The sequence below is a fragment of the Microbacterium sp. 1S1 genome, from assembly GCF_008271365.1.
Lineage (GTDB): Bacteria > Actinomycetota > Actinomycetes > Actinomycetales > Microbacteriaceae > Microbacterium.
Genome location: NZ_CP043430.1, coordinates 13,994 through 33,621, shown reverse-complemented (window position 1 = coordinate 33,621; position 19,628 = coordinate 13,994). Strand labels below are relative to the sequence as shown.

At 70.1% G+C, this 19,628-nt stretch carries 22 protein-coding genes and 1 tRNA gene; 9 read left to right on the top strand and 14 right to left on the bottom strand.

The features are described 5' to 3' along the window. Window positions 1-11: 11 nt before the first annotated feature. Both FY549_RS00175 and FY549_RS00170 read right to left on the bottom strand, forming a co-directional pair. On the bottom strand, window positions 12-1,715 hold the full coding sequence (locus FY549_RS00175; protein WP_149083305.1) for a helicase-associated domain-containing protein: 1,704 nt from the start codon (window positions 1,713-1,715) through the stop codon (window positions 12-14). Window positions 1,716-1,725: 10 nt separating this feature from the next. Beyond that, complete coding sequence (locus FY549_RS00170) at window positions 1,726-2,001, bottom strand: multidrug ABC transporter ATPase (RefSeq protein WP_149083304.1); 276 nt, start codon at window positions 1,999-2,001, stop codon at window positions 1,726-1,728. 115 nt (window positions 2,002-2,116) lie between these two features. Between FY549_RS00170 and FY549_RS00165 the strand changes: the two genes are divergently transcribed. After that, window positions 2,117-2,497, top strand: a complete 381-nt coding sequence (locus tag FY549_RS00165) for a cold-shock protein (RefSeq protein WP_149083303.1) — start codon at window positions 2,117-2,119, stop codon at window positions 2,495-2,497. Continuing rightward, window positions 2,481-3,089 carry a DUF3027 domain-containing protein gene (locus FY549_RS00160; protein WP_149083302.1) on the top strand — a complete coding sequence of 203 codons (609 nt, stop codon included), beginning with the start codon at window positions 2,481-2,483 and terminating at the stop codon, window positions 3,087-3,089. The genes FY549_RS00165 and FY549_RS00160 overlap by 17 nt, the downstream gene beginning before the upstream one ends. 9 nt (window positions 3,090-3,098) lie before the next feature. On the opposite strand, the gene serC is transcribed toward FY549_RS00160, so the two are convergent. Continuing rightward, window positions 3,099-4,211, bottom strand: a complete 1,113-nt coding sequence (gene serC, locus FY549_RS00155) for a phosphoserine transaminase (protein WP_149083301.1) — start codon at window positions 4,209-4,211, stop codon at window positions 3,099-3,101. A gap of 98 nt (window positions 4,212-4,309) precedes the next feature. Here serC and FY549_RS00150 point away from each other — a divergent pair, with 98 nt between their 5' ends. From FY549_RS00150 to FY549_RS00135, 4 genes are all read left to right on the top strand, one after another. Then, window positions 4,310-5,011, top strand: a complete 702-nt coding sequence (locus tag FY549_RS00150; protein WP_136031553.1) for a metal-dependent transcriptional regulator — start codon at window positions 4,310-4,312, stop codon at window positions 5,009-5,011. Window positions 5,012-5,317: 306 nt separating this feature from the next. Next, entirely contained in the window at window positions 5,318-6,073 is a 756-nt protein-coding gene (locus tag FY549_RS00145) for a M23 family metallopeptidase (RefSeq protein ID WP_259614196.1), read from the top strand. A gap of 305 nt (window positions 6,074-6,378) precedes the next feature. Next, window positions 6,379-6,876 (top strand): HNH endonuclease, encoded by a 498-nt coding sequence (locus tag FY549_RS00140; protein ID WP_149083299.1) that lies wholly within the window; start codon window positions 6,379-6,381, stop codon window positions 6,874-6,876. Window positions 6,877-6,926: 50 nt separating this feature from the next. After that, window positions 6,927-7,000 (top strand) — tRNA-Arg (locus FY549_RS00135). A 17-nt stretch (window positions 7,001-7,017) separates the two neighbouring features. On the opposite strand, the gene FY549_RS00130 is transcribed toward FY549_RS00135, so the two are convergent. The 8 genes from FY549_RS00130 to idi are packed head-to-tail and all read right to left on the bottom strand — an operon-like array spanning window position 7,018 to window position 14,921. Continuing rightward, window positions 7,018-9,204, bottom strand: coding sequence for an MMPL family transporter (locus FY549_RS00130; protein WP_149083298.1), 2,187 nt, complete (start codon window positions 9,202-9,204; stop codon window positions 7,018-7,020). A gap of 43 nt (window positions 9,205-9,247) precedes the next feature. Next, window positions 9,248-10,144, bottom strand: coding sequence for a prenyltransferase (locus tag FY549_RS00125; protein ID WP_149083297.1), 897 nt, complete (start codon window positions 10,142-10,144; stop codon window positions 9,248-9,250). Next, complete coding sequence (locus tag FY549_RS00120; protein ID WP_149083296.1) at window positions 10,141-10,476, bottom strand: lycopene cyclase domain-containing protein; 336 nt, start codon at window positions 10,474-10,476, stop codon at window positions 10,141-10,143. Before FY549_RS00120 ends, FY549_RS00125 begins: the two co-directional genes overlap by 4 nt. Next, window positions 10,473-10,820, bottom strand: a complete 348-nt coding sequence (locus FY549_RS00115) for a lycopene cyclase domain-containing protein (protein WP_149083295.1) — start codon at window positions 10,818-10,820, stop codon at window positions 10,473-10,475. The genes FY549_RS00120 and FY549_RS00115 overlap by 4 nt, the downstream gene beginning before the upstream one ends. Then, a complete protein-coding gene (gene crtI, locus FY549_RS00110; RefSeq protein WP_149083294.1) occupies window positions 10,820-12,412 on the bottom strand; it encodes a phytoene desaturase family protein in 1,593 nt (530 codons plus the stop codon). The genes FY549_RS00115 and crtI overlap by 1 nt, the downstream gene beginning before the upstream one ends. After that, window positions 12,409-13,317 (bottom strand): phytoene/squalene synthase family protein, encoded by a 909-nt coding sequence (locus tag FY549_RS00105; RefSeq protein WP_149083293.1) that lies wholly within the window; start codon window positions 13,315-13,317, stop codon window positions 12,409-12,411. Before FY549_RS00105 ends, crtI begins: the two co-directional genes overlap by 4 nt. Further along, complete coding sequence (locus tag FY549_RS00100; protein ID WP_149083292.1) at window positions 13,314-14,396, bottom strand: polyprenyl synthetase family protein; 1,083 nt, start codon at window positions 14,394-14,396, stop codon at window positions 13,314-13,316. Before FY549_RS00100 ends, FY549_RS00105 begins: the two co-directional genes overlap by 4 nt. Window positions 14,397-14,399: 3 nt before the next feature. Next, window positions 14,400-14,921: an isopentenyl-diphosphate Delta-isomerase gene (gene idi / locus FY549_RS00095; protein WP_149083291.1), complete on the bottom strand. Its 522-nt coding sequence runs from the start codon at window positions 14,919-14,921 to the stop codon at window positions 14,400-14,402. Window positions 14,922-14,996: 75 nt separating this feature from the next. On the opposite strand from idi, the gene FY549_RS00090 reads away from it, so the two are divergent. Continuing rightward, window positions 14,997-15,629 carry a MarR family winged helix-turn-helix transcriptional regulator gene (locus FY549_RS00090; protein ID WP_149083290.1) on the top strand — a complete coding sequence of 211 codons (633 nt, stop codon included), beginning with the start codon at window positions 14,997-14,999 and terminating at the stop codon, window positions 15,627-15,629. A 17-nt stretch (window positions 15,630-15,646) separates the two neighbouring features. On the opposite strand, the gene FY549_RS00085 is transcribed toward FY549_RS00090, so the two are convergent. Beyond that, window positions 15,647-16,003: a histone-like nucleoid-structuring protein Lsr2 gene (locus FY549_RS00085; RefSeq protein WP_149083289.1), complete on the bottom strand. Its 357-nt coding sequence runs from the start codon at window positions 16,001-16,003 to the stop codon at window positions 15,647-15,649. A gap of 88 nt (window positions 16,004-16,091) precedes the next feature. Then, window positions 16,092-16,949 (bottom strand): LuxR C-terminal-related transcriptional regulator, encoded by an 858-nt coding sequence (locus FY549_RS00080; RefSeq protein WP_149083288.1) that lies wholly within the window; start codon window positions 16,947-16,949, stop codon window positions 16,092-16,094. A gap of 109 nt (window positions 16,950-17,058) precedes the next feature. Between FY549_RS00080 and FY549_RS00075 the strand changes: the two genes are divergently transcribed. Further along, the gene (locus FY549_RS00075; RefSeq protein ID WP_149083287.1) at window positions 17,059-17,406 is read left to right on the top strand and encodes a DUF485 domain-containing protein; all 348 of its coding nucleotides are present in this window, start codon (window positions 17,059-17,061) and stop codon (window positions 17,404-17,406) included. Beyond that, entirely contained in the window at window positions 17,403-19,040 is a 1,638-nt protein-coding gene (locus tag FY549_RS00070) for a cation acetate symporter (RefSeq protein ID WP_149083286.1), read from the top strand. Before FY549_RS00075 ends, FY549_RS00070 begins: the two co-directional genes overlap by 4 nt. A gap of 73 nt (window positions 19,041-19,113) precedes the next feature. Here FY549_RS00070 and FY549_RS00065 read toward each other — a convergent pair whose 3' ends face one another. Then, window positions 19,114-19,626 (bottom strand): methylated-DNA--[protein]-cysteine S-methyltransferase, encoded by a 513-nt coding sequence (locus FY549_RS00065; RefSeq protein WP_149083285.1) that lies wholly within the window; start codon window positions 19,624-19,626, stop codon window positions 19,114-19,116. Between the last annotated feature and the right edge of the window lie 2 nt (window positions 19,627-19,628).

The window sequence follows — 19,628 nt, the reverse complement described above, 5'->3', positions numbered from 1 at the left end:
TGCCACGGGGCCTAGGTCGGGACGACGGTCGCGGCCCTGATGCTCGACACGGGCAGGGTGCGCTCGACGTCGGCCGCCCTGTCCCTCCCGCGCAGCCGTCCGCCGCCGAGACCGGTGGCCTCGAGCAGGAGATCCCTGGTGGACCCGTCTGGCATGCCGACCGTCACCCGGAGCACCGCTTTCGCCCGGACGGCCGCCTCCAGCTCGCGGCCGAGCCACGCGGCATCGGCGTCGGGGCCCTGGTGCGCGCGGAGCCGGGCGATCAGCGGCCCGTAATCGGGAGCCGCAACGGGATCCGGGGAGGCCGCCGGATGGCGTGTCCGTATGGTGACGGCGCCGTCGCGGTCGACCAGCGTCGCGGGGTAACGAGCGTCGGTGAGGGCCCAGTAGACGGTGTCCTGTCCGACCTTCGTCGTCAATGAACCGACGTGCGCGGTGAGCCCGAGCGGGCGCAGCGACTGGTCGACGGCCATGGCCTCGAGGAGATGCGGGTCCGAGCTCTCCACCCGTGTGCGCCCGGTCTCCTCGTCCACCGAGACGCGCACGAGGCCATGACGCTGGGCGGTCTGCGCGACGAGGTAGCCGAGCGGCTGCGGGATGCCCGTGAGCGAGATGCCGCCGAGGAACTCCAGGATCGACCCCTCATCCTCTCCGGCCGCGAAAGCGTGGGCCACCGACTCCGCGGTGAACCGATACGACGAGGCCTGCGCGGCGGACTCGCGACGAGCCATGGTGCGCAGGCGCACGTCGAGCGACGGCAGCAGCGGGCCGGGCGCGATCGCGGTCAGGTCGTTCTGGAGGAAGATCCGGTCGACCTCCGCGGGCAGGAGGGCGGACAGGGCGGAGGGCTCCGCGGTGCCGCCGCGCCCGAGCGCGTGCGCCCAGGGAGGCTCCGAGCCGTCCTCGGCGACGAGTCCGAGGAGGCGGGCGGCCTCGACCTGCCGTGCTGCCTCCTCCGGCCAGGACGGATCCCACGGGTGGGCGCGTGGCCACGCCGCCGGGGGCACCCAGCCTCCCGCGGACGAGCGCACGCCACGGGGGAGGGTGTCACGGAACGCCGTCGCCAGGTGCGCCCAGCGCTCGGCCGCGGAGGAGCGGAGCCATCCCTCGGCGACAGGGGTCGTTCGCAGGAGCCGGTCGACGGGGGTGGCCAGATCGGCGCGGAGCGCGAGCGCGACGAGCGCGTCCACGTCGTCGACGTCCACACCGGCCTCAGCGAGCTGCCGCTTCTGCCCGGCGCTCACCGCGCCGCCCATCAGCAGCGCGAAGGGCTGCTCCCTGGCGAGGAGCAGGATGTCGGCGAGCACACCCACGGTGGTGAAGGCGCGCTCCGCGGCGTGGGCGGCCACCGTCTCCGTCGCGGTCGGCGCGGGCGCCTCGTCGAGCGGTGTGGGGCGGCTCCTCCCCGCGGCGGCCTCCGCGACGGGCGGGTGCGGTGCACCGTCGTGGCGCAGCAGGCCGAGCGCCGTGAGGGCTTCCCGCTCGGCGCCGGCGTCGTGCCCCGCGACGGCATCGACCAACGCGGCCGCCTCGGATGCCGTGAGCGAGGGAAGGGCGCGGGCCACCGAGGCAACATCGAGCAACGACTCGGCCGCGTCGAAGAAGTCCTGCCATCCGGCGTCCGGGCGCACACCGCGGGCGGCGAACAGCGCGGCCAGCTCGGCATCGCTCGCCGCGGCCAGGTGATCGGCCAGCGGTCGTGCGTGCGTGCTCATGGGTGCGGCCTCAGCGACGCGACTCGGCGCGCCCCTTCCGCACGAAGCTCATCACCAGCAGCACGATGATCATCACGAACGCGAGCGGAAGGCCCCAGTAGGGGATCGCCGCGATCACCGGCCACAGTCCTTCGCCGAACGCGGCCCGGTCCATACCGAGCGCCGTGCCGATGATGATGATGAAGAAGCAGATCACCGCGGCGGCGGCGATGCCGAGCGCGGTGAACGCCAGGATGCGGTCGATCCGGCGGATGGGGACCTCCGGTCCGGGGCTCTTCGTGCTCATCCGCCCCAGCCTACTCGCACGCGCGGCAGCGGTTCCGACCCGCCCGCGAGCGGTAGGCTGGAGGCACGCGCATGAGCGCGCTCCGTTCTGCATTCGATCCCAGCGAGGTTCTCCCATGCCCACCGGCAAGGTCAGGTTCTACGACGAAGACAAGGGTTTCGGCTTCATCGCCAGCGATGACGGCCAGGATGTCTTCCTGCACGCCTCCGCGATGCCGGCCGGTACCGCTGTGAAGGCGGGCGCGCGCGTGGAGTTCGGTGTCGCCGACGGCAAGCGCGGACTGCAGGCGCTGTCCGTGCGGGTGCTGGAAGCCCCGCCGAGCCTGGCGAAGGCGAAGCGCAAGCCGGCCGACGACATGGCCATCATCGTCGAAGACCTCGTGAAGCTCCTCGACGGCATCGGCGGCGATCTGCGTCGCGGCCGTTATCCCTCCTCCAGCCACGGCCGCAAGATCGCCGCCGTTCTTCGCAAGGTCGCCGATGACCTCGAAGCCTGAGGCCGACGCCCGTCTCGTCGAGGCGCACGATCTCGCGCTGGCCGCCCTGCGCGAGATCACTCCTGCGTCGACCATCGGGCCGGCCGCCGGCTTCCTTCCGGAGGACGACGGGTCCGTCTCCCTCCGGTTCGTGAATCGCCTTCCCGGCTATCCGGGCTGGTACTGGACCGTGACGGTCGCCCGAGTCGAGGACGCGGAGCCCACGGTCCTGGAGGTCGAACTGCTGCCGGGCGAGGGCGCGTTGCTCGCCCCGGAGTGGGTCCCGTGGGCGGAGCGACTCGCCGAATACCGCGCGCACCAGGCCGAGCTGGCCGAAGCGGCCGCCGCGGCGGACGACGGCGAGCCCGCGGAGAGCGACGACGACGAGCTCACGGACGAGGACTCCCTCGACGAGGACGACCTGGACGACGACACGTCCGACATCCTCCACGCAGGTGACCTCGACGGCGTCGACATCGACGAACTGGACGACTCCGCCCAGGTCGACGCCGATGAGGACGACGACGCTGAGGTCGACGCCGATGAGGACGACGACGCTGAGGACGACGACGCCGACGCCCGCGATGCGGACGCCGGCGACGAGGAGGAGTGATCCGGGCGGTCAGCCGCCCAGATTCCCCTGCACGAAGTCGATGGCGCGGGTGAGCTGACGGACGTCGTCCGGCTCGATCGAGACGAACGTCGCCACGCGGAGCTGGTTGCGGCCGAGCTTGCGGTAGGGCTCGGTGTCCACGATCCCGTTGGCGCGCAGCGCCTTGGCGATCGCCGCCGCGTCGACGCTCTCGTCGAAGTCGATCGTGGCGACCACGGGGGAGCGGTGGGCGGGATCGCCGACGAAGGGCGTCGCCACCGCGGAGGCCTCTGCCCAGTCGTACAGCACCGAAGACGACTCGGCCGTCCGCGCGGCCGCCCACGCGAGTCCGCCGTTGTCGATGATCCACTGGAGCTGACTGTCCAGGAGGAGCAGCGTCGTCAGAGCCGGGGTGTTGAGGGTCTGGTTGAGCCGCGAGTTGTCCACCGCGTGCTTCAGGCTCAGGAACTCCGGGATGTATCGGCCGGAGGCCGCGATCCGCTCGATGCGGTCGATCGCGGCAGGGGAGACGGCGGCGAACCAGAGGCCCCCGTCCGACCCGAGGTTCTTCTGCGGGGCGAAGTAGTAGACGTCGGCCTGCGTCACGTCGAAGTCGATTCCGCCCGCGGCGCTCGTCGCGTCGATCACCGTGAGAGCGCCCTCCGCGCGGACCCGCTCGATCGGCGCCGCGACCCCTGTGGAGGTCTCGTTGTGCGGCCAGGCGTAGACATCGACGCCCTCGACGATCTCCGGCGCGACCCGCGAGCCGGGCTCGGCGGAGCGCACGTCCGGAGCCTCGAGCCAGGGGGCTCCCGCGGCCTTGGCGAACTTGCCGCCGAACTCGCCGAAGACGAGGTTCTGGCTGCGGTGCTCGATGAGGCCGAAGGCGGCCGCATCCCAGAACGCGGTCGACCCGCCGTTGCCCAGGATGATCTCGTATCCCTCGGGCAGGCGGAAGAGCGCCGCGAGCTGCTCACGGACGCTCCCGACGAGGTTCTTCACCGGTGCCTGGCGGTGCGAGGTCCCGAGGATGGAGGCTCCCGTCGTGACGAGCGACTCGAGCTGCGCACCGCGCACCTTCGAAGGACCGCAGCCGAAGCGGCCGTCAGCGGGCAGGAGGTCACGGGGAATCTCGATCGCCATGGGTTGATTCTAGGGGAGCGCCGGACCTCCTTCGTCGGGGCGCCGATCCGATGTCCGCGGAGGAATGTAGGCTTGCCTAAGAACTTCGGAGGGCCCACATGACCGATCTGATCGACACCACGGAGATGTATCTCCGCACCATCCTCGAACTCGAGGAGGAGAACATCGTGCCGCTGCGGGCGCGGATCTCGGAGCGCCTCGGCCACTCGGGGCCCACCGTCTCGCAGACCGTCGGACGCATGGAGCGGGACGGTCTGGTCGTGGTGTCCGAGGACCGCACGCTCGAGCTCACCGACGCCGGCCGTCGCAAGGCGGTCGACGTGATGCGCAAGCACCGCCTCGCCGAGCGGCTGCTGTCCGACGTGATCGGACTCGACTGGGCATTCGTGCACGAAGAGGCCTGCCGCTGGGAGCACGTCATGAGCGAGCAGGTGGAGCGCCGTCTCGTCGAATTGCTCGGGCACCCTACGGAGTCGCCGTACGGCAACCCCATCCCCGGCCTCGACCAGCTCGGCGACCTTCCTGCGCGCACCTTCGACGAGGGGGTCGTCGGGCTCGTCCAGCGCCTGAACGCCGCCGGTGAGCCCGTCGAGGGGACGGTCCGCCGCCTCGCGGAGCCGGCGCAGGTCGACCCCGAACTCCTGGAGCAGTTGCGTGACGCGGGCGTCGTCCCCGGCGCCCGCGGCGACTTCCGTTTCAACGAGGGCTACGTGCTCATCCAGATGGACGGAAAGGACGAGGGCCTCGAGCTCCCCGTGGAGCTGGCGTCCCACATCTTCCTCGTCGGCGAGCCTGCCTGAACGGCCTCACCGGGGATTGTCAGTTTCTCAGGGTGACACGATCGTTATCTTCCGGTAACCTCGGTCAGGTCCTCAGCGAAGAAGCCCGCTGGGGGCGAACCGCGAAGATCCGCCTTCCGGCTCGTCGTCTTCCCGAAAGGGACGCACTCGAACCCGAGCAGTGCACCCCTGCCCTGGGGAGAATGTCGACGGGCCAGCGCCGCCCGAGGTGCGAAGGCTCAGGAGGACCACGTTTTGGCCGCAGACATCGAACCGACCGCGAAGACATCTGAAGATCGAGTACCCGCCCGTCGCACCGGTGCACGAGTGAACGCTCGGAAGATCGCAGCCCCTCTCCGGTCGGTGGCGATCTTCGGCGCCGTCGGCGCCCTCGTCGCCGCAGTCGCCCTGCCCGCGTACGCGGCGTCCAAGCCGACCGACGCGACCGCGCAGACGGTCCAGCAGCTCGCCGCGGTCGATGCGCAGTCGCTCGTCGTCGCCTCCGAAGCCACGGCCGCTCCGCTCGTCCGCGGGACCTTCACCGCGACGACGCCCGAGGAGATCGAGAAGAAGAAGGCTGAAGAGGCAGCCGCTGCTGCGGCCCGCGCCGCCGCGGCCGCCGCGTCCGCCTCCGCACCGTCCTCCGGCAACTTCAACACCGCCGGTTACGCCCTCGTGGCCCCCGGCTCCGGCCAGGTCCGCTATCCGCTGCCGCTCGGTTCGTGGAACGTCAGCCGCACCATCGGCGGCGGTCACAACGGCGCCGACATGCTCGCACCGGCCGGCACTCCGATCTACGCCGCCGCCGCCGGCGTCGTCCGGGCATCCGCCGAGAGCATCGGTGGCTACGGCGTCGCCGTGATGCTGGACAGTGTCGTGGGCGGGCAGCGCGTGCAGACCACCTACGGTCACATGCTCTACGGGTCGCGTCAGGTGCAGGCCGGGCAGACCGTCGCCGCGGGCCAGCTGATCGGCTACGTGGGCAGCACCGGGCGCTCGACCGCGAACCACCTCCACTTCGAGGTCTGGATCAACGGCGGTCTCGTCGAGCCGATGTCCTGGCTCTCCGTCAACGCGGGCTGAGACCGGACACGTTCTCGAGCATTCATCTCCCGTTCCGCCTCGGTCCCCGCGGGATGGGTTAGCCTGAACCCGTCGTCATACAGGCGGGAGAGGCTGATGGAGCGAACACCGAGCATCCGAACCATGGACGCTCTCGGTCGTCACGTCCTTCGGCATTGCCCGCAGGGAGGCCGCGCTGCCGCGCGCGAAAGGCGCCGTCTGTAGACGGCGCCTTTTTTCGTCCCTTCGAACGCTCTTCCTCCTGCACGACGTCGTGTGAGTCGAGAGTGCCGGGAAGCCGTCCCGGCGGATCGAGAGGATGACGAATGCGCACACTGGTCCTGAACGCCGGATACGAGCCCCTGGCGATCGTGTCCTTCAAGCGGGCCCTCGTCCTGGTCATGAACGACAAGGCGACGGTCATCGAACGCGTCGAGGATGACCCCGTCTGGGGCACCCACGGCGCGTACGATCGCCCGGCGGTGATCATCCTCTCCCGCTACGTGCGCGTGCCCACGAGTCGGCGCGTGCCGGTGACCCGTCGCGGGGTGCTGCGGCGGGACGGGCATCGCTGCGGCTACTGCGGCAAGACCGCGGCGACCATCGACCACGTCCTTCCACGTTCTCGGGGAGGTGCGGACTCCTGGGAGAACCTCGTCGCCTGCTGTCTGCGCTGCAACAATCTCAAGAGCAACCGGACCCCGCAGGAGATGCGGTGGCAGCTGCGGTTCACGCCGCGACCGCCGCACGGGACGGCGTGGACGGTGCGCGGCGTGGAGCGCAGCGACCCGCGCTGGGAGCCCTACCTCGCTCTCGCCGCCTGACCCGTGCCGGCGCGAGGGTGCGCGGCCGTGGTCCCGTAGACTGGCAGCGCGCCCTCGTAGCTCAGCAGGATAGAGCAGCCCTCTCCTAAAGGGCAGGTCGCAGGTTCGAATCCTGTCGAGGGCACCCCGCTTCCGCAAGCCTCAGCTCTTGCCGTTCCGCCAGAGCTTCGACGGCCACCAGATGGCCTTACCGATGTCGTACGTCAGCGCGGGGACGAGCAGCGAGCGCACCACGAAGGTGTCCAGCAGCACACCGAACGCCACGATGAACGCGAGCTGCACGAGGAACAGGATCGGGATCACGGACAGCGCGGCGAACGTCGCCGCGAGCACCAGCCCGGCGGAGGTGATGACGCCGCCCGTGATGGAGAGCCCTCGGAGGATGCCCTCCCTGGTGCCGTGCTGCTTCGACTCCTCGCGCACGCGCGTCATGAGGAAGATGTTGTAGTCGATGCCGAGGGCGACGAGGAACACGAAGCCGTAGAGCGGGACGGCAGGGTCGGCGCCGGGGAAGTCGAAGACGCCGTTGAACACGAGCGCCGAGACGCCCATGGCCGTGCCGAACGACAGCACCGTGGTGAGGATCAGCAGCACCGGTGCGAGGATCGAACGCAGCAGCAGCATCAGGATCACCATGATCACGACGAGGATCACCGGGATGATGAGGTTGCGGTCGTGGATGGACGCGTCGTTCGTGTCGATCGAAGTGGCCGTCACCCCGCCCACCACGGCTCCGATGTCGTCGAGTTCCCCGCGCAGCTCGCGCACGGTGGATGCCGCAGCAGCGGAGTCGGCGGCGTCCGTCAGAGTCCCCTGCAGGAGCACCTGGCCGTCGACCGTCGTCGGCTCCGGCGCCGGAGTACCGGGCGGACCCACGGCGGCGATGCCGTCTTCGGTGACCGGCGCGGAGCCGCTCGGAGCGTCGGCCGCGGTGACGGTCACCCCGTCGACCCCGTCGTTCGCGAGGAGCACGTCGGCGGCGTCCTGCAGCCGGTCCTCGTCCACCACCACGGAGACGGGGCTCCCCGAGCCGCCGGGGAAGTGCTCGCCGAGCGCGACCTGGCCGTCGCGCGCCTCCGAGGCTCCCAGCACGAGGTCCGACTGCGGTACCCCCTGCGCATCGAGCTGCGTCACGCCCGCTGCTCCGGCGAGGAGGACCAGGGTGGTGACGATCCAGATGACACGGGGGCGCTTCTTGATGAGACCCGAGAGACGTGCCCAGAGACCGGTGGTGCGCATGCCGTGCTCCTCCGCGACCACGTCCGGCTCGAAGCGGGGCCGCCGGGGCCAGAAGGCCGCCCGTCCGAACAGGAGCAGCAGCGCGGGCAGCAGCGTGAGGGCGGAGAGCATGGCGAACACGATGCCGATCGCGGCGACGGGTCCCAGGGTGCTGTTCGACTTCAGGTCGCTGAGCAGGAGGCACAGGAGGCCGGCGATCACCGTGCCGCCGGAGGCGACGATCGGCTCGACGGACCCCTTCCACGCGGCCAGGAGCGCGACGCCCTTGTCCTGCGCGACCCGCAGCTCCTCCCGGAAGCGCGCGACGAAGAGCAGCGCGTAGTCGGTGGCGGCGCCGATCACGAGGATGAAGAGGATGCCCTGGGTCTGCCCGCTGAGCAGGAGGATCTCCCACTTCGCCAGCCACCACACCACGAGGAGCGCGACGCACAGCGCGAACAGGCTCGTGGAGAGCACCACGAGCGGCAGCAGGAACGACCGATACACAAGCACGAGGATCACGAGCACGGCGAGCAGGGCGACGCCGAGGAGCAGGCCGTCGATGCCCGCGAATCCGGCAGCGAGGTCGGCGGTGAAGCCCGCGGGTCCGGTGATGTAGACCGTGATGCCGTCGGGTACGGCGGCGCGCAGCTCGTCGCCGAGGGCGGTCGTCGCGTCGCTGAGCTCGGCGTCTCCGTCGATGGGGATGAAGGCCTGCACGGCGCGGCCGTCCTCGGACGGGAGCGCCGGGGAGACGTCGTCGGCGACGCCCTCGACGTCGGGTGCGTCGGCGACGGCCTCCGAGATGGCTTCGAGCTCGGACGGCGTCAGCTCCTCGTCCGAGGTGAAGACCGCGATCGCCGGGATGGCGTCGCTGTCCGTGAACTCGCCGAGGAGCTGCTGCACGGTGGTCGCGTCCGCGGACTCCGGCAGGTACGTGGTCTGGTCGTTCGACGACACCTCGTCGACCTTGCCGAAGAGCGGACCGCCGAAGGAGGCGCCCGCCAACCACACCAGGATGAGGGCGACGGGAAGGAACACACGCAACCAGGAACGGCGACGGGTGCGCTCGCGGGTCGGCGGCGTCGATGCGGTGTCGGGGCGGGACATCGAGGTCCTTTCGGGAGGGCGGTCGGACGGTGGGCTCGACGGGTCAGGAGACCCAGGCGAGGATGAGGATCATCGTGGCGAGGAAACCGGCGATGTAGTTCAGCGCGATGAACCGGCGCCAGGCGCGGTTGGTGGTGGCCGACGTCTCATCCGTGACGTTCCACCACGGCGCGGCGTTGACGATGTAGGGCAGAGCCAGCACGGCGGCGAGCGGGCCGGGCCACGGGGTCAGCAGCATCGCGCATCCGGCGATCACCCACAGCACGAGAGAGAGGCGCACGGTCGCCCGCGCGCCGATCACCGTCGCGATGGACGAGATCCCGCCCTCGCGATCGGGCCCGATGTCTTGGACCGCGCCGAACGCGTGGGCGGCCATGCCCCACAGGAAGAAAGCGCCGAGGACTAGGACGCCGGTCGTGGTGATCGGCGCACCCGCCAGAGTGAGGCCGACGAGGGCGGGGCTCACGAAGTGCGTGCTCGAGGTCACGGAGTCCAGGAAAGGACGCTCCTTGAAGCGCAGCACCGGTGCCGAGTAGGCGAGGACGGCGAAGACGCTGACGGCGAGCCACAGCCACGACGCCGGTGTGCCCACGGCGAAGAGGTAGACGAGGAACGGAACGTTCGTCGCCGCCGCCGCCCACAGGGTCGCGCGATGGATGCGCGGGGACAGCAGCGCCCCCTCGATTCCGCCCTTGCGCGGGTTGGCGAGATCCGAGGCGTAGTCGAAGACGTCGTTGATGCCGTACATGGCGAGGTTGTAGGGCACGAGGAAGTACAGGGTCCCGATCACGAACGTCGCGTCGACCTCCCTGGTGCTCAGCAGGTACGCGGCGGCAAACGGGAAGGCCGTGTTGATCCAGCTGATCGGCCGGGAGGAGAGGACGATCTGAGCGATGTCGCGGCCGAGGCCGCCAGCACGGCGGGATGTCTGGCCGGTCATGGGCGTTCCTCCTGCCGCGGCAGGTTCGTGCGGGATCGACGCGCGCGCAGCGCGGTCCACAGCGCGGGCAGCAGCAGCACCCCGGCCAGCGGATAGGCGAAGTCCTCGATCGGGGCGAGTCCGATGTGTACGCCGGCGAGCGGGCCGGGGGCGTAGTGGAAGAGCCCGGTGGCGATCATGACGGTGTCGAACACGGCCGTCAGCACGAGGAGGGCGAGGGCCGTCAGCGTCAAGGCGCCGAGGTGCGGAGTACGCCGCACCGTGACGGCGACGGCGACCGCGATCAGAGCGGCGGCGGCGAGGAAGACGGCCGAGAGCTGGAGGTAGGTCACGGCAGTGCTCCTTCCGCGTCCGCAGTCCCACGCCGTCGCTCCAGGAGGCGGACGGCGCCGCCGTAGATCACCATCGTGCAGACGACCAGGAAGACCAGGAAGATCGGTTCTTCGAGGGGAAGTTCGGGCGCCAGGACGATGCCCGTGGCGATCGCCGCCTCACCGCGGAAGAAGATCCCCGCCGCGATCCCGGCGACGTCCCAGGCCAGGAAGAAGAGGAGGCCGACCACGGTGACGACGGCCGCGGCCACGGCGTCGCGCCAGAAGAAGAGCCGGAACCGCCAGTCCAGCAGCAGCATGCAGCCGAGGGAGACGAGGAGGGCGGTCAGGTAGATCGCGCCCATCACGCCTTCTCCGCGCTCGCCGGTCGGGTCGCCGGCTCCGGCAACGGACCGGGGGAGTGGTCGCCACGGATGCGCTTGAGCACGATCTCGGCGCTGATGAGGCACATCGGGACGCCGACTCCCGGTGCTGTGGTCGCCCCGGCGTAGTACAGCCCCTGCACGCGGCGCGAGGCGTTCTGCGCGCGGAACATCGCGCTCTGCGAGAGGATGTGTGCCGGTCCCAGCATGCCGCCGCGCCACGAGTGGTAGTCGTCGCGGAAGTCGGCGGGGCCGATGGTCTCCCGCACGACGATGCGCTCTCGGAGGTCGGGAATCGCGGCCCAGGTCGCGATCATGTCGATCGCGGCGTCCGCGGCTCGCTCGACCTCCGGGGAGCCGTCGCCGTCGCTTCCGCCGTGACCGAGCGCGACGTCGGCCGGCACGGGCACCAGCACGAACAGGTTCTCGTGCCCCTCCGGGGCGACGTCCCCGTCCGTCGCACTGGGCCGGCAGACATAGGTGGATGCGGGCGTCGGAACGGCGGGGGTGCGGCCGAAGATCGCGTCGAAGTTCGCATCCCAGTCGTCGGTGAAGAACAGCGAGTGATGCGGGAGCTCGGGCAGGGTCCCGCGCACCCCCAGCATCACGAGGACGCCACCTGGTCCGCTCGTGCGCCGCGCCCACCAGGACTCCGGGTAGGACTGCAGAGTCGGTGGCAGCAGCGCCGTCTCGGTGTGGTGGAGATCCGCCGCGGAGACGACGATGTCGGCCTCCTCCACGTGCTGATGGCCGTCGCGGTCCGTCCAGCCGACGCCCGTCGCGCTCGTCGCGCCGTCGGCGTCCTGGGTGCGGATTCCGGTGACGTCCGCACCGGTGACGATCCGTGCGCCGGCCGCCGTGCTCAGCGCTTCCAGTCGCTCGACCACGCGCCAGAAGCCGCCCTGGGGGTAGAGCACGCCCTGGTCGAGGTCGAGAGCGCTCATCAGGTGGTACATCGCCGGGGCCGTCCGTGGGTCGGTTCCGAGGAAGACCGCGGGGTAGCCGAGGATCTGCCGCAGCACCGGGTGCCGGAAGCGTCGGGCGGCGAAGGCCTGGAGGCGCGTACCGAGCAGCGAGAACAACCGCGGCAGGGCGCGCACGACCTCGGGGGCGGCCAGGGTCCGGGTCCGGGTGAACGGGTTGTAGAGGAAGTACCGCCGCGCCATCGCCCCGGCATCGTGGGCGGAGGCGAGGTAGGCGCCGAGTGCAGCGGCGGAGCCCGGCTCCATCGATTCGAACAGCCGCCCCACCGCCTCACGGCCGGCGGGCACCGTGACCGGGGCGTCGCCGGACTCCGGGGACCGGAACACCCGATATCCGGGGTCGAGCAAGGTCAGGTCGAGCTGCTCCTCGGTGGTCGTCCCCATCATCCGGAAGTAGTGGTCGAAGACCTCGGGCATGAGGTACCACGAGGGGCCGGAGTCGAACCGGAAGCCGTCGCGCTCGATGGTCCCTGCCCGTCCTCCCACACGGTCGTTCTTCTCCAGGACCACCACGTCATGCCCGTCGCGGGCGAGCAGCCCCGCCGTGGCCAAGCCGGCGACGCCCGCACCGATGATCACGACGCGGCTCATCGGTCCCGCTCCAGTGCGGTGACCACGACGGCTCGGGCCGCGAGCAGTGCCTTGAGAGGATCCGGCACGCGGACGCGGCGCCGGTACAGCTCGGCGGCGGGAGTCCGCGCGACTTTCCGGGTCAGCGCGGCGAAGAGGGCGAGCGCACTGCGCACGGCGGCTCTGGCGTCCTTCGGGAGCAGCGGGATCGCCGCGGCGGCGTCTGCGAGCTGGCGGTGGACGGTGTCGACCCAGGCGTCGCGGTCGGCGTCCGTGAGGCGGGCGGAGCCGCCCAGGTACCCGCGCTGCAGCCGATCGGTGTCGTCGGCGAGGTCGCGCAGGAAGTTCACGTTCTGGAACGCGGCGCCCAGCCGCCGCGCGCCGCGGCGCAGGGTCTCGAGTTCCGCGGGCGTTCGGGTGGCGCCCCGGAGGAAGACCTGCAGGCACATGAGGCCGACCACCTCTGCCGACCCGTACACGTAGGCAGCATGCGCGTCCGCGTCGTAGGCGGTGAAGCCGGACTCGCCGGCGATGTCAGCCCGCATCGAGTCGAAGAAGGGCTGGGTCAGGTCCTCGCCGATCCGGCACTCCCGTGCCGTCCGGGCGAACGCGTGCAGGATGAGGTCGCTGCTGTATCCGGTGCGCATCGACCGATGGGTCTCCGCGATGTAGGAGTCGAGGGCGGCGGCCTGGGCGCCGGCGTCGAGACCCGCCTCGGCGGCGACTCCGTCGACGATCTCGTCGGCGATCCGCACCATGGCGTAGATGTTGCGCACATGCTGGCGATGGCGGCGCCCGAGGAGTCGCGTCGCCAGGCCGAACGACGTCGAGTAGGTGCGGATCACGTCGGAGGTGGCGATCTCTGCTGTCCGGCTGAAGCGGCGCAGCGCCGCGTCTCCGCGGTGCTCGGCGGGGGTCGCGGTCATCGGCTGCGGCCCTCGATCCGGTCGGCGAGCGCGAGGATGATGCGTCCTGCGTCCGCGGAGAGCGTGCCGGCCTCCTCGGCCTCGGCGAGGACGGCGGACACGGCGGCGAGCTGCTCCTCCACGAGCCCGCGGACGAAGCCCTCCGCGCCGCACTCGCGCAGGCGGTCCCGCATCTCGGCCGCGTCGCCCATGCTGAGGTCGGTCTCGCCGAATCGGAGCTCGATGCTGGGCCAGTGACTGGTCATCCGCGCGTAGGCGATGATCGCGGTCTCCTTGCCCTCACGGAGGTCGGAGAAGGGGTCCTTACCATGGGCGTCCGGGTCGCCGAACACGGACAGCAGGTCGTCCTGAAGCTGGTAGGCGAGGCCCAGGTGGCTGCCGATCTCGGTCAGATGGTCCTCAGCAGTGGGGGTGGCATCCGCGAGGATCGCCGCTGCGCGCAGGGGGAGGACGAAGGAGTACGTGGCGGTCTTGGAGGCGCTCGTGGCGAGGATCGTGCGGAGGTCCGCCGTGAGGATCCCGTCGCTGAGCGCGACATCGGAGTGCTCGCCCGCCACCGTCTCGAAAACGGTCGTCTCCAGCAGTGACAGCAGTCGCTCTCGCTGCGCAGCGGCGACGTCGGCACGCGCGAACCCGAGCACCGCGGTGGACAGGAGGAGGTCACCGAGAAGGATCGCGCTGGACCGCGCCCAATGAAGGGCGGCCTCGTCAGCCTCTTCGGGTCGGCGCGCCACCAGCGAACCGATGAGATTCGGGCGGCCGCGGCGGGTCAGGTCGCCGTCGATGACGTCGTCGTGAAGGAGGAAGGCGAAGTGAAGCAGCTCCACGTGGGCTGCCACGTCGATCGCGCGGGCGGTGTCCGCCTCCGTGAGTGGATTCGACGAGAGTACGGGAAGGAGGTCCATCAGCATGCGGGGGCGGAGGAGCTTCCCGCCCAGCGCGTGCTCCGCGGCGGTGTGCCAGAGTGCGGCGAACTCCGGACCGTAGTGCTCGGCGGCGACCGTGCGCTCGGCGAAACGTCGTCGCAGCACCGCCTCGACTCCGGTGCCGAGGTCCTCTTCTGTCGCTGTGACGGCCATGGGTCAGACCTCTCCGTGTCGGCGAAGGAGCGGAAGCTGTTCGGCGAGCCAGGGGCTGAAGGCGAAGGGGGCGCGCGCGACCGCCTCGAGCAGACCGTCGACGTCGGCCCACGCCCACTCGGCCACCTCGTCGGGGTTCGCCGTGGGTTGTTCGTCGACCACGGCGACGTGCACCGGGCAGATCTCGTTCTCCACGATGCCGCTCGCATCGACGGCGCGATAGCGGTAGTCGGGGAGGGCGAGCCGGATATCGGTGATCCGCAGGCCCAATTCATCGAACCCCCGACGGGTCACCGCCTGGATCATGTCCTCACCCGGTTGCGGGTGGCCGCAGAAGCTGTTGGTCCACACGCCCGGCCACGTGCGCTTGCCGAGGGCGCGTCGCGTGACGAGCAGCCGCCCCTCGCGGTCCTGCACATAGCAGGAGAACGCCAGATGGAGAGGTGTGTCGGTCGTGTGGACTTCGCTCTTGGGCAGGACGCCGACGGCCGTCCCGTCTTCGGCGAGGAGGGTGACGTGCTCCATGGCGTCCTCTCGTCTTTTAGCTAACCTGGCGAAATATCAACTTAGCATGAAGCTCATGGTGTGTAACATGATCGCATGCCCACAGAGCCCCGCACCACCCCGGTCGCCCCTGCGCCGGCGACCGCGGGGCCGGACGCCCTGACCCATGGCGCGATCTACGACGTCGAGGCCAGTGATCCGCGCAGCACCCTGATCGATCGCTCCGGCGTCGCGCCGGAGGACCTGCGCCAGATCGCCCGCGTCATGGAGGCGCTCGGGGGGCTTCGAGATGCTGAGCAGCGCCTCTCGCAGGCCTCCCGGCGATACATGCAGCTGAACGAGACCGACATGCGGGCGCTGCACTACCTGATCGTGTGCGCCAACCGCTCGTTGGTGGCGACTCCCAGCGGGATCGCCCATCATCTCGGGGTCTCGACCGCCGCGACGACGAAGCTCCTCGACCGGCTGGAGAAGGGTGGCCACATCCGGCGCTCGCCGCATCCGACGGATCGCCGGGCGCTCGCGATCACCATCACGCCGGAGACCAGGCATGCCGCCATGGAGACCGTCGGGCGTCAGCAGGCCAAGCGCTTCTATGCGGCCGCTCGACTCTCGGCGGCGGAGCGCGAAGTGGTGATCCGTTTCCTCCGCGACATGACGGAAGAGATCACCCTGCGTGACGAGCCGTGGGCGGCTCCGGGAGCAGAAAAAGACCCCGCCCGACCGTGAGGAGGGGCGGGGCCGGATCAATGTGCCGCGCGATAGGCGTCGAGGATGGGGGCGGGGACCCGTCCCCGCTCGGAGAGCGTGTAGCCGTTCTCCTTCGCCCAGGCGCGGATCGCCGCGACCTCCGGGTTGCGGGACGGCCGCTTGCGGGATGACGATGACGACGACCGGCCTCCGGCGGAGGTGGACGTGCCGGCCCGACGGCCGGCCGTGATGTACGGCTCGAGGGCCTGCCGCAATTCCTCGGCGTGTGCGGAATTCAGGTCGATCTCGTAGGACGTGCCGTTGAGGGAGAAATGAACGGTCTCGCCCTCGCCGACCTCCAGGACGGTGCCATCGATGTCGTCGACCAGCTGGTGCACAATTCGTCTCGCCATGACGGCGACTTTATCGCGCGCAATGCAATTCGTACAACAATGAGGATCGGCGGGTTTTCGAATAGCGCCCCGCCCGCAGAACCGGAACTCAGGGAAGAAGCCCCGCGCGCCGCGCTTTCGTCACGGCCGCATGCCGCGTTGAGGCATCCAGTTTCGACATCGCCGTCCCGAGATAGGCCTTGACAGTGCCTTCGCGTAGACCGAGGTGCGAGGCGATCTCCGCGTTCGTGGATCCCAGGGCGGCGCACGCGAGGACGTCGGTCTCGCGCGGCGAGAGGTGGACGACCGGGACCGGGCCGGTGGCCGCGGGGAGGTCGTCTCCCGCCAAGGTCAGCAGGCGCCGCTCCACCTGCGCGAGGCGCGCCCGGATAGCGACGTCGTCGACGGTGGCGGCGATGCTGCGGAGTTCGGCGAAGCTCTCCCGCAGTTCCTCGCGCTGCGCCGGCGCGACCGTCGGCGCCGGCGGCGGAGCCGTGCGGAGGCGGCGCTGCACCTCGTCCCTGATGCGCAGCTCATCGGCCACGGACTGGGCGACCTGCATCGCCGGAGCGGTCGTGACACCGCCGATCCTCTCCTCCGCCCAGGCGCCCGCATAGAGGACGCCACGCGGGCGCCCCTGGACCACGATCGGCAGAGCGAGAAGCGTCCGCAGGCCCTCCCCGAGGACGAAGACGTCGTAGTCGTGGGTGATCTGACGGGAGGAGCCGTAGTCGCTGGTCATCCGGGGACGCAACTCCATCATGGCCCGACCGCCCAGGCCCCGCTCCGGTCGTACGCGAAGACCGTCGAGCGCACGGGTGCGAGCCCCGACGATGCTCGTGACGCTCACGACGCCCTCCTCGATCAGCCCGCCGAACGCGACCGGGAAGCGCGTGCGACGCGCGAGCTCGCGCACCGCGTTGGCGACGAGCTCCGCCTCGGATTCGACGGTGATCGGAGAGCTCACGAATACCTACTTTCGGGGGTGACGGCGCCGTTCCCCGTTTCGTAGCGTCGACCCTACCACTCGGGCGGCGACGGCCGCGCGTGCAGCGGACATGTGGCAAGGAGGCCCCATGAGCGAACAGGTTCCGACCCCTCACAGCGACGCGATCGATTACATCGCCGTCGAGCGATCCCCTCGATTCCTGCGTTTGAAACGAACGCAGCGATCATTCATCTTCCCCCTCGCCGCATTCTTCCTCGTCTGGTATTTCGTCTACGTCCTGCTGGCGGCATTCGCCCGTGACTTCATGGCGCAGCGCGTGTGGGGGGATATCACCGTCGGGCTGCTGTTCGGGCTCGGCCAATTCGTGACGACATTCGCGATCACCATGGCATACGTCGCCTTCGCGAATCGGAAACTCGACCCCTTGGCGTCGGAGATCCGCGATGAACTCGAGAAAGCGCAGGGCGACGCATGACCATCATCCGCACGGTCACCGAAGATGTCGCACTCGACATCAACCCGGTGTTCAACATCTCGATCTTCCTGGCGTTCGTCGCCGTGACGCTGTTCATCGTCATCCGCGCCAGCAGGAACAACAAGACGGCCGCCGACTACTACGCGGCCGGTCGTTCCTTCACCGGGCCGCAGAACGGGTTCGCGATCGCCGGCGACTACCTCTCGGCGGCCTCCTTCCTCGGCATCTGCGGGGCGATCGCCATCAACGGGTACGACGGTTTCCTCTACTCGATCGGGTTCCTCGTCGCCTGGCTGGTGGCACTGCTCCTGGTGGCGGAGCTCATGCGGAACACCGGCAAGTTCACGATGGCCGACGTGCTGTCCTTCCGGCTGAAGCAGCGCCCCGTGCGGATGGCGGCCGCCATCACCACGCTGGCGGTGTGCTTCTTCTACCTCCTGGCGCAGATGGCCGGCGCGGGTGGCCTCGTGTCCTTGCTCCTCGGAATCGATGGGCGCGTCGGGCAATCGGTCGTGATCGCCGTCGTCGGCATCCTCATGATCGTGTACGTGCTGATCGGCGGCATGAAGGGCACGACATGGGTGCAGATCGTGAAGGCGGTGCTCCTCATCGGCGGGGCGCTGGCCATGACCATCTGGGTCCTCGCGATCAACGGCTTCAGTCTGAACACCCTGCTGGAGGCTGCCGTGGCGAACTCCGACAAGGGGGAGGCGGTGCTCGCGCCCGGTCTGCAGTACGGCGCCAACCCGTGGGACTTCCTCTCGCTGGGGATGGCGCTGGTTCTGGGCACCGCGGGCCTGCCCCACGTGCTCATGCGCTTCTACACGGTGCCCACCGCCAAGGAGGCGCGCCGTTCGGTGGTGTGGGCGATCTGGCTGATCGGCGGTTTCTACCTGCTGACGCTCGTGCTCGGGTACGGCGCGGGGGCCCTCGTCGGCGCGGACGTGATCGCTGCGGCGCCCGGTGGCGTGAACTCCGCCGCGCCCCTGTTGGCGCTGAAACTCGGCGGGCCGGTGCTCCTCGGGTTCATCTCCGCCGTCGCCTTCGCGACGATCCTCGCGGTCGTCGCCGGACTCACCATCACCGCCGCCGCCTCGTTCGCCCACGACATCTATGCGAACGTCATCCAGAAGGGGCGGAAGGACGCGGCAGGGAAGCCGGTCGACCCGGATCCCAACGGCGAGGTGAAGGTGGCGCGGCGGACCGTGATCGTGATCGGCATCCTGGCGATCCTCGGCGGCATCGGAGCGCAGGGGCAGAACATCGCCTTCCTCGTGGCCCTCGCGTTCGCGGTGGCGGCGTCCGCCAACCTCCCGACGATCCTCTACTCGCTGTTCTGGCGCCGGTTCACGACACGCGGCGCGGTGTGGAGCATGTACGGCGGACTCGGATCCGCGATCATCCTCATCGTCCTGTCGCCGGTGTTCTCCGGTACGCCGACGTCGATGATCCCGGGGATCGACATCGCCGTCTGGCCGTTGAACAACCCTGGCATCGTCTCGATCCCGCTCGGGTTCGCCCTCGGCTGGCTCGGCACCATCACGAGTACGCGGAGGGAGTCGCCGCAGCTCGCGGCCGAGATGGAGGTGCGTTCGCTCACTGGCTTCGGCGCGGAGAAGGCCGTCGACCACTGATGCCTCCTCCCTCGGGTGCGGGTCCGGCGGCCTACTCGCCGGACCCCCACCCCAGGCGTGGCACACTCGCGACTCAGACGGATTCGAGGTCGAGCAGGAACCGCTTCCGTTCGGGGTGGCCGCCGTAGTGGCCGGGGGAGCCGTCGGAGCGCACCACGCGGTGCACGGGGACGATGATCGAGAAAGGCGTGAGCCGGCACGCGGTTCCGACAGCGCGAGCCGCGCCGGGGTGGCCGGCGATGGCGGCGACCTCGCCGTAGCTCATCGTCTGGCCCCACGGGATGTCGCACACCGTGCGCAGCGCCGCGCGGTGGAAGCCGTCGACGAGGCGCCAGTCGAGGGCGATGTGCTCGTCAAAGCGCACGGCTTCACCCTCGAAGTACGCGGCCAGGAGCCGAACGAGGTCGTCGGCGGCGCCGGGCTCGGGGTCCGGGACGGCACCGAGCTGCCGCGACACCCCTTCGAGCAGCCACGGCACCTGCGGATCGGCGGATTCGGACAGGTCGAAGCGCACGATGCCGTCGTCGGAGAACACGGCGAGGGCGTCACCGAACGGGGTCGGAGCGAAGTCGTAGCGGAAGGTCATGC